At 44.0% G+C, this 10,746-nt stretch carries 4 protein-coding genes; all 4 read right to left on the reverse strand.

Annotation, left to right across the window (positions count from 1 at the left end):
* Positions 1-86 precede the first annotated feature (86 nt).
* Entirely contained in the window at positions 87-1,085 is a 999-nt protein-coding gene (locus AB4238_RS21305) for a D-alanine--D-alanine ligase (protein WP_372035507.1), read from the reverse strand.
* A 90-nt stretch (positions 1,086-1,175) separates the two neighbouring features.
* Positions 1,176-3,173, reverse strand: a complete 1,998-nt coding sequence (recD, locus tag AB4238_RS21310; protein ID WP_372035510.1) for an exodeoxyribonuclease V subunit alpha — start codon at positions 3,171-3,173, stop codon at positions 1,176-1,178.
* Positions 3,167-6,865 carry an exodeoxyribonuclease V subunit beta gene (recB, locus tag AB4238_RS21315; RefSeq protein ID WP_372035512.1) on the reverse strand — a complete coding sequence of 1,233 codons (3,699 nt, stop codon included), beginning with the start codon at positions 6,863-6,865 and terminating at the stop codon, positions 3,167-3,169. The genes recD and recB overlap by 7 nt, the downstream gene beginning before the upstream one ends.
* 1 nt (position 6,866) lies before the next feature.
* Complete coding sequence (gene recC, locus AB4238_RS21320) at positions 6,867-10,541, reverse strand: exodeoxyribonuclease V subunit gamma (RefSeq protein WP_372035514.1); 3,675 nt, start codon at positions 10,539-10,541, stop codon at positions 6,867-6,869.
* Between the last annotated feature and the right edge of the window lie 205 nt (positions 10,542-10,746).

The following is a 10,746-nucleotide window of genomic DNA, read 5'->3' on the forward strand; positions in this document are numbered from 1 at the left end:
ACTGATTGGTATAATACCAATTGCTATAAGCGAGTGATCTAATCAGAGTATTGTTAGCGATCAACTAATTCAACTGATGTCTATCACTACATGCTTGTTTGAATGTTACTTAACAAATAGTCGGGGAAGCTGTGTCCATGGTTTTGTAACATTTTCGGGAACATAGAGATAGGCGTTAGTCCCGGGAAGGTATTAATTTCGTTTAACAGTACTTCACCATCTTCAGTTAAGAAAAAATCGATACGGGATAAGTGTCGTAACTTCATACCTTTAAAAGCACTAATGGCATATTGGCGGATCATGTCGCTTATCTCTATTGATATGTCTGCTACTACTTGCGTCTGTGCTTGACTGTTAGCAGCGTATTTTTCATCAAAAGTGTAAAAATTATTACTGGAACAGATGACTTCACCGGGCACTGTTGCAATGATTTCACCGTTAATCTCATAGACGGCGACTTCTAACTCTCGAGCGCTAATTGTCTTTTCGACAACAACATAATCTGAAAAAGTAAATGCTTGTGCGAGGGTTGAAGCGACGTCTTCTTGATTATCTATGCGGTAACAGCCCACTGATGACCCTTGAGAGGCGGCCTTAACGAAGATACTGCCCCAATCTTTAAGCGCGTTAGTCGCTTGCTCTATAGATGCGTCATTCAACTCATTGAGAAACAAATAAGGTGTATTGGGAATATTTAGCGCACTGAACCACATCTTGGCTGTAATTTTATTAAAGCAGTTACGACTGGCCTCGGCTTTACAGCCGAAGTAGGGCAGATTAATGAGTTCAAAGTAAGATTGGATGTCGCCGGTTTCACCAGGAAAACCGTGAATACAAGGTATAGCAAAATCGACTGGCCATGGAGCTCGTTTATCATCTTCAAAGCGGATCTGTCTGCGGCTATTAAGTTCACAATTTTCGCCAGCAGCAGTTTTATAATGGCCACTGGCATCTAATTCTACACGCAGCACATTAAATTGGGGGAGTGAGGCTAACGAAGTTTCAAAGTAGTTTGCAGATAACAGAGATATTGCATGTTCGTCGCCACCGCCACCGCATAACAATAAGATATTTTTTGTACTCATTTCATCCCCATTAATAACTGTTAAATTTGCAAGGCTCAACTATGGCGCAATCACTTGGTAATGCAACTGTTCCAGCCGATTTCGCAGCCATTAGCTGCTTTTATCATCTGTTTGCGGACTTGTAAGCTCTGTTCTGTGCCAAAGGCGCTCAGATAAGCCTGAAGAACGCTGAGTAAGCCGGGTACTTGCCTGTTCAAATATTCGCTGACTGCCAAGGCAGGTGAAGTGATGTTTAGCGCGCGTGATCGCGGTATACACCAACTCCTTCGATAATAGTTGCTGTTGGGCAAGACTTGGCCTAATTGGCATGACTAACGATACGTGACTAAATTCACTACCTTGGCTTTTATGAACAGTCATGGCATAGCAAGTCTCATGACTGGGCAAGCGTGCAGGCAATACTTTTAAAAGACTGCCATCTGCTTGAATAAAGTGTGCCATTAAGCGTTGAGACTCACTCGCCTCATCCGGCAGAATTAGTCCTATATCACCGTTGAAAAGACCTAAGTTATAGTCATTGCTTTGTATTATCACTGGGCGTCCGGCATAGAACTCTTGCTCAGGCTGAATCAGTCCAGCAGCTGCAAGACTTTGGCTGACACTTTGGTTAATGCCATCGACGCCATATTCGCCTGCGCGCATCGCGCACAGTATGCGGTATTGATTAAAGTTGTCGATAATCTCAGTGGCAGTCTGTTGTACATTATTCATTGCATTAAGATATGGAGCATACTGACTCACAGACTGTTCTAGTAGCGCTTCTAGGCCTAGGTTGGAGTGATTGTTGTTAATAGGAGCGTGCTCTATCCAGAGCAGTTCCTGGTAGCCCGTTTGCCACACTTGTGCAATCCTTTCAAGGTTCGCTTGGTTGACTGCTTCGGCTAATTGACCAATCCCTGCATCACCGATAAAGCGGTGACTGTGCCTTAGCATACACAAGCTATCTCCGATCTGCGGATCATTACTGATAAAGCTGTCTAATGAACAATGGGTAAGCTGGCTCAATAATTTTGCTTGTGGCTTTGAATAGCGCATCTGCCATCCTTTTGCGCCATTATCTAAATTCACTTTTAAGCCACTACAGATGTCGGCAAGCACTGCACCAGCTTCCACAGAGGCAAGTTGGTCTTGATCACCAAGGAGAATAAGGCTGGCCTGAGGGGGCAGGGCTGATAGTAATTTATGCATCATAGGCAGATCCACCATAGACGCTTCATCGATTATTAATAGATCTAGCCGCAATGGATTATCTTTATGGTGCCTAAATTGATGCGAATTAGGAATTACCCCCAGTAATCGATGCAGTGTGGCAGCTTCTTCAGGGATCCGAACCATGTTGGACTTGAGTTCAGCCACTGAAATATGTTGTAGCTCGCTGGCGAGTCGTAGCTTAGAGGCTTTGATTGATTCGCTTAATCTTGCTGCGGCTTTGCCTGTTGGTGCGACTAGGCGAATAGTTAGCTCTTGCTGTGAAGTCAGTAGATACAGGAGCTTGGTTACCGTCGTCGTTTTACCGGTACCCGGTCCGCCAGTGATCACCGCCAAGCGTTTTGTTAATGCTGTTGCGGTGGATATTTTTTGCCAGTCATATTGCTGAACCGTTGCTGGGAATAGCTGCTCGAGAAGCGTTTTTGCTTCATCTAATAAATGCGTCGATGACGGGTCAAACACTGGCGATTGCGCTAAACGTATCAAGTGATCGGCGACTTCACATTCGTAATGGTAGTAACGTTGTAAATAAAGGTTACCCTTGTCTAAAATCAACGGTGTTAACGTTTTATTGTCAGGTGTGCCTACTGCATCAAAGTTAAGTAATTCGGCACTAAGTTCTTCAATTGTCATATTTATCTGACATTGACTTTTTTGCTCTTTGAGTGGGTTACTAAAGTCTATTTGTTCGAGGGGCAGACAGGAGTGCTGACTCGACAAGTGTTGACTGAGTAAGGTGCAGATCAACATAAATAATGGTGATTGCTGCTGATGAAGTTGAGCCATCTGTAGCGCAAAATGCCTATCAAGTGGGGTCAAAAGCCGTTCTTGTTGCCACTCTTTTAGTAAACTTTCTAATGAAGCTGTCGTCGTTAACATGGGGTTGCCTCAATAGATGCTGTGATTGATGAGTTGCCAAATAAAAGATCGAGCTTCTCAATTAAGGCTTTAGGTGGTTTATCGTAGTACACACCTGCCTGAGGTGCACTGACTGACATACCGCGTAAAAACAGGTAAAAACTGCCGCCAATATGTTGGTCATAATCGTAGCCGGGCATTCTAAGGGCTAAATATCGATGCAGGGCTAAGGTATAGATGATGTACTGCAGATCATATCGATGGCTGCTTATGGCCGTTTTCATTGACTGGTAGTGATAAAGGTCGAGGTTATCGCCCAAGTGGTTAGATTTGTAATCGGCTATAAAAAACTGCTGGTTGTGCTCAAAGGTTAAATCGATAAAACCCTTAAGCATACCTTGTAACTCATCAAATATGAGTCCTGCGCTGTAGCCATAATCGATAAGCAATTGGTTGAGTTTACTTGCATTAAGTTTGCTAATCGGTAAGTAAAACTCCATCTCTACTAGTTTCTGGCTATCAGTTAACTGCGCTAGCGATAGCGAGTTATCGTTAGCAAGTGGAGCATGTAGCAGATCGAGGTACCAATCTTTTAGAACAGCTGTCCAGCTCTCATCAATAGCGTATTTTTTCATCGCGTTGGGAAGATGTTCATCTAGCTCTGGGCTTGCGTTGGTAAAATCAATGAGCTCTAGTACTAAATGCATAAAGCTACCCGCATTGGCGCCGCGCTCAAAGGTAAAACGTGACGGTTGTGGGTCGATCTCATCAATAATGGCTTCTACTTCTGGGAATTGTTCATCATCTGCGCCAGGCTGCACTTTTTCATGGGCAAGATGTTTGACTAATCCAGAATAGCTTCCCACTCTCCATGGTGTTTGTAACGGGCGATTTAGTCTCTTTGGTGTGAATGTTTTCTCAAGATCGCCAGTGCCGGTCAGTTTAAATTGCGTTTGCTCAAAATCGTTATCACCTGCAGGTGGCAGCTCTCTAAGACTGATGGCAATAGGTGCTTTATCAGACAGCTGTTGTGCTTTATTGTGTAATTCGCTGTACTCGCATATTTTGTTTTCAATGCCAAGTAAGTAACCAACCGCGGTTTCATGCAGTTGGCTGGTCATTCCTTTACTTTTAGTTAAACGGCTGTGATTAGTGATGTATAGGTAACACTTAAGCACTGGTCTTGTTAGTGCTACATACAGTAGCCTAAGATCTTCAGCTAAGGTTTCACGTTTTTGTCGATCCCAACCTTCATCAGTCTGTTCAATATCCCAAACCAGTTTATTGTGCTCATGGTAAAGCATCGGCGCTGGCTTTTTGCGATTATCTCGACTCAAGCTCACAAACGGAATAAAGCAAATTGGATACTCGAGTCCCTTACTTTTATGAATAGTCACGATTTGAACCAGGTTTTGTTCACTGGCGAGCTTTAATTGAGACTCTTCATTGGCTTGGTTGCCAATTAATGCCTGTTCAAACCAATTGATTAACGCACTCATGCCATCAAGTTCGGTTGCCTTTTGCTGTAACAATTCACCTAAGTGTCTAAAGTCAGTTAAACGGCGTTCGCCCTCATTGGTGTGCAGTAAGCGTTCGATGATGTTTGTTTGGCTGGCTAGATTAAGTAAGGCTGGCATAATGCCGCGTTTTAGCCAAAGCTGTTGTAGGGCGGCAAATTGTTCCAGCAATAATTGACGCTGATCTTCATCTTGGTTAAAGGCGTGGATCTCTTCTGCGCGGTAGCCGAGTAGTGAGGTTGCAAGTGCGCTACGTAATGCGCGTTCATCTTTGGGCTCTGCCATAGCGTACAGAATAAGCAGCATTTCACGGGCATCAAGAGTATCAAATACACTATCTCGGCTTAAAAATACTGACCCAACATTGCGCTGTTCAAGCGCTTGCTCTATGACGTTGGCTTCGTGTCTATCTCTTACCAAAACAGCAATGTCTTTGGCTTTTAGTGCGGTAGCGCCGACAGTGGTTAACCCCTGCTGGGCATCGATAAGCAAGCGGGCTATTTCATCGGCTGTATCATTGGCCAACAACTGTCTAGCAGTGGTCTTATTAAGCCCTTTTTCAGGATCTTCACTGAGCAGCCTTATTCTAAGCGCGCTGTTATCGGCTATCGGCTCGTTCAGTTTTTTCTTATCTGAAAAACTTGCCGCTTTTACCGGTTCAAATGGAATTGAATCACTGATAAAAGGGTCATCTCTATGTGAGAAGATGCAGTTAACCGCTTCGACCATTTGTCGGTTAGAACGATAGTTGGTATCTAAGTTGTAGTGTTTTGCGGTTTGTTCTCTAGCATGAATGTAAGTGTGGATATCGGCACCACGAAATGCATAAATGGCCTGCTTAGGATCGCCAATCATCAGTAAACTTAGCGGCTCTGTCTGTTGATGGTTGGTTGACGATTCTGTAGCGCTTTCGTCTGGAGTTTTTGTTTGATAGATGCTATTAAAAATTTCAAATTGCAGTGGGTCGGTATCTTGAAATTCATCGATTAATGCTATTGGAAAACGCTTGGCAATGGTTTTAGATAGAAACTGATCTTTGGAGTCTGCTAAAGCATTAGCTAATGTCAGTAATAGATCGTCTGGGGTTAACAGATTACGCTCTAACTTTTGTTCGGCAAATCGTGCGGCAATTCCGTCTCGAGCGCTGTAAAGAAAACTGGGAATGAGCGCCACAATAAGTGCTGCAAGTCTTTCAATATGATCAAGCACAGGTGCTTGTTCTCGACTTGGGAGCTCGCCGCCTTTATTAAGTTTCAAACCATTAAGTGATAATGCTTCTAACACTTTTTGTGGTGGCAGGGCGGTGCCAAATGCGACCCAGTTATCGAGTGTATCTAACATAACAGCAAGTTTGGGATAGTTATCAGCTTTTTTGCCAAAGCGCGCACCATTCAAAGGTAAGCTGTGCAACAACGCTTCTGTTTGTTCGCGCTCACGTGGCCAAATTAATTTAAGCCTGCTTAAGTTTTGCATCAACTCGGCTGAAACTTTATTAAAAGGAGCTGGTTTAGGTTGCGCGATAGCGTTGCTTGCGCCGAGCAAAGGTCGCAGCTGCCGTAAAAGCTCATCTGGACTGGCAAACTTCTTTTGAATAATACCTGCAAGGCTTTCATTAAGCGGATAGCACTTTTCTCTCCAGAAATCTCGTACAGCATGGTGCAGGAATTCGCTGTCATCTAGGGTAAACTCCGACTCAAACAGCAACGAAGACTCAAATGCCATATCGGCTAATATACGCTGACAAAATCCATGAATGGTAAAAATGGCTGCTTCATCAAGGGATTTAAGCGCCAAATCAAGGCGTTTTCGAGCCAGGGCTTTATCTGACTCAGGGGTTTCGCTATAGAGTTGACTAATGAGTTCATCATCAACACTTAAGCCGATAAAGCAGCGATAGGCCAGCTGGATTTTTTTACGGATCCTATCGCGCAGCTCGCCGGTTGCAGCATTGGTAAAAGTCACGACCAAGATCTGTTCGCAACTTAACGCGTGTTCCGTACCATGACCCAGTAGCAATCGGACGTATAGACCTGCAATTGTGTAGGTCTTGCCCGTGCCAGCACTGGCTTCGATTAATCGACTGCCACCAAAGGGTAGAGTTAGCGTATTAAGCGGCTCGGTGACAATATGATTAGTTCCGTTGCTTTGAGAATTAACCTTTGAATCGGTCGGCGTACCTGATGTCGACACTGGCATGTTATTGCTCCTCACTTTTGTTAGTGGGAGCTGTTTTCGCTCCAGCTTCTACATAAGTACTTAATTCGCCGAGTCTGCCTTTGTAATACAAGCTCAATAACGGCGACAGCAATGTTTGTGCAGTATCACCAAAACCGTGTTCACTAAAGTCATCGGGGAATTGATACAAACGTTGGAAATGTGGCTCCATGCCTTCACCTAACTGGCTTTGCTCATCTAACCATTGCAGCTGCGCCTCACGTAATTTTTGCAAGTGGTCACCCTCGGCTTCAACGTAGGCAAGCGCGGTTCTTGGCATAAACATTAAGGGGTGGACTTGTCCTTGTTTAAATAAGGTTAGCCACTGGCTTAATTGTGCTTTTGCTTGGGCTGCGGTGATCGGCGCAAAGACATGGAAATGACCAATATCAAGCAGGTAGCTATTTATAGGCTGATTGAGCCTAGGGATATCAGTGCTACCTTGCATCGCGCATAGGCACAGGTGCCTTAAGTAAACGCGAATTAAATCTCGTCCATTAGCTGTCCCAGGACGATAGTTAACTAGCCCCTTGGCACTTAAATCATCAATACGGCCAACCAGTTTGATAGATGGAGCTGTTACTGCGTGTTTATCACTCGTTAAGGCCAACTCAATAGCAATTTCTATTGATTGGCTTGATTCACCTTTTAGATACAAGCTTCTGCCTATCAGTGGAGTGATATCATGCAGGTATTGGTTGAGTATTAAATCATCAAATGGTTTGAGTGGTATCGTTCCTTGCGCTTTTAAGCGTTCAAGCAGTATTTCATCTGCAGATTCCGTTTGATTGTCTATCGCATTTTCTATCAAGGTTGACTGCAATTTATAACGTTCTAACGCATTTAAACTGAAGGGTTCATCATTATCATCAGCTTGAATATCAATGGATAGATCGACTTTTAAGGTTCGATTAAAGAAATATTGCGCAGGATTTCGGAAAAATCGGATCAGAGCAGATAGCTCAACCTCTTCAATGTCCCCACTACCAGGCTCAGCGGTATTTATCATCGCAGTGCTTGAGTCGATAAAATTATTTCGACTCTTTTCTGTAAGTGCTGTACCTACCTGCGGTATGGGAACTGGGCACCACTGAGCACTGTAACTTTGTTGTAACGGTATGCCATCTACAAAGGAGCTATGTTGGTAAAGGCGTTCATCAAACGGCTGAAGTGGCTGCTTACAGATCAGCTGGTTTACGACAGTTTGCTCAATCTGGTCAACGAACTCTGCTGCATCTTGCTCGCTAAGGTTATCAGCATCTGCAGTTGTTTCTAACGCAAGCTTTTCTGGAAGATAAACTAACTGACAGTATTCGACGAGTTCAGAGACGAGCATGGACGGGATCCGTTCAGAGTCATCACGTTCACTGTTGCCTATGTAACTAATATATAGCTGCTGCCTGGCTGAAAGTATCGCTTCAAGGAAAAGATATCTATCGTCTAGTCGGCGCGAACGGTCGCCTTTACGAGGCCCCATTTGCGCAACTAAATCAAAGCCGACTGGATGTTGTATTCTTGGATAGATCCCATCGTTCATACCCAGTAAACAGACCACTTTAAACGGAATTGAGCGCATAGGCATTAAGGTACAAAAATTAACGCTACCTGCAAGGTAGCGCTGTCCGACTCTAGATTCTGACAAGCGGCTATTAAACCAGTTTTGTAACACTTCGATAGGAAGGGGAGTGCTATGACCTGATTCGGTTAGCTCCTCAGCAAGAATGACTATAGCATCTCGGATCTCTTGTAACTGCACCTGTTCCTCGTCATCGACGAGGTAAAAATCTAATAGAAGCTGCTCTAACTGCTCGATACGATCCGTTAAACTGCAACTGTTTGCTAAAGCCGCATGTACTTGGTCTAACGATTCGATAAAGTCTAACAGCTTACCTAATGCTTGTGCTGTTTGGCCTTCAATACCGTTGACGGCTAAAGCTTGCTGATAAAGGGGCGCATCATCGGCGAAGCTATAGCCTAAAATGAGTCGTTTGATGCCGAGTGACCAGGCATTTTGTTCAAATGGAGGCAGCTGATGTTCGGCTCGACTCGCTCCATTTCGGCCCCACCTAACTCCTGCCTGTTCTAACCAGCGCTTAAGGATGGTTAAAGCATCATTGTCTAGTTCAAAACGTCTTAATACACTGGGCACTTCTAAAATGCCAATAATATCAGTCAACCCAAAGCGGCTTTGATTAATATTAAGCAGGTGTAAGAAACTGGCAATAAGCGGCGATTCCTGCACCGCCCCGCGGTCGGCAATGGCGTAAGGAATATAATGAGCTCCTTGCTTAGCACTAAATACCGCATCAATATATGGTGCGTATGCGGCCACATCGGGCATCATTATTACAATATCTTTCGGGGCAAGAGCGGGTTGGTTGGCGTTGCTTTGCTTTGACAGCATCTCTAGCAGATGGTCGTGCAAGGTTTCGACTTCCCGCAGTGGACTGTGGCAACTGCGAATAGTGATAGAGTTGTCGTTTTGTTGTAGTAGCCTTCGGCCATCAACCGTTAAATATAGTGAGGCGTCAGGGCCTAAACTTTGGCCACGGGTACTAAGCTGCAAAATATCATGCTGTATGCCATGTAGCATGCAATCAACGCCGGGATCTTGGTAACAATCTAAATTAAATGCGGTATGTTCTTCTGGTAGCTCAAGCATCAGATCTAACAGCTCACGGCCCATTTTACCATTATTAGCGAGTAACGGATTACCAACTTCAAGTTTGTCTTCCCATTCTACTTCTAGTTTTTGTTTATTGGCGTATTGCAGTGCCATGCGCGCTCTGAGGCGAGGATCTACGATATCTCCCCAATAATGTTGGCATGGACTTAGGCTCAGCATGATCACATCAATGCGTTTAGCCAAATGATGCAATACATCTAATGTTTGTGGTGCCATTGACGAAATACCAAACACAAACAAGCGCCGTGGTAAAGATGCCATTGAAGTATTAGGATCATCCAGTTTATCAAATAGCGCTTGATGCAAATTAGCGCGATGATACTGGCTTTTTTGTAATGTTGTGGCGTTAAACTCAATCAAAGCTCGCCATAAAATAGGTTGCCATGCTTGTGCCTGCGCTAATTTGTCTCCTTTGGGAGGTAAAGTCGGCTCATTAGCTTCCCATGCCGCTATCCAATCTGGTCGATAAACTAAGTATTGGTCAAATATATCGGCGATTTGGCCACAGAGCTGATACAGCTTTAGTGGACTTTGTGATTTAGTATTAGCACTTGCATCGGTATCAATATTGTCTTGGGTATCACTGGAGAGGGCGCTTTGGTGATGGCCTTGGTTACCGTTATAAAGGTAATTAGCCAAAGGGGCGAAATCGTCTTTATTGATAAGCGAGGGCAAGAGCTCCATCAATTTCCAGGTCATTGCCGCTTTAGTAAAGGCATTTTCTTTAGGCACATCTTCTAGCAAGTTATGGCAAAGCTGCCAAATAAAGCTTGAGGGCAATGGAAACTCAAGTGCTGCAGCAATATTATTCTGTCTTGCTATTTCTAGTCTTAACCAGGTCGACATACCAGGGCTTTGAACCAATATATGTTCAGGCATAAGTAATGGCGCATTAGGCAGAGGTGTTGTTAGCTCTGCGGCTAAGATCTGCGATAGTGCTTCCATCTGGTTAGATTGTACTAGGTATAGCATGGCGTTCCTTTAACAATAATGATGTGCTTATTGTTGTCCAATTAAATTTTTAATGCATTGTGGGCCACAGTAGACGGCTTAAATGATCGACTTAACTCCATTTTCCGAAATGGCTTCTAATACCAATCAGCATAAGAAGTTGATCTACTCAGAGCGTTTTTGGCAAGCTAGTTCAAGGCAGGCTAATTCAAAGTGAGTAATGACA

Origin of the sequence: Shewanella sp. 10N.286.45.A1 (genome assembly GCF_041470405.1) — a bacterium.
Lineage (GTDB): Bacteria > Pseudomonadota > Gammaproteobacteria > Enterobacterales > Shewanellaceae > Shewanella.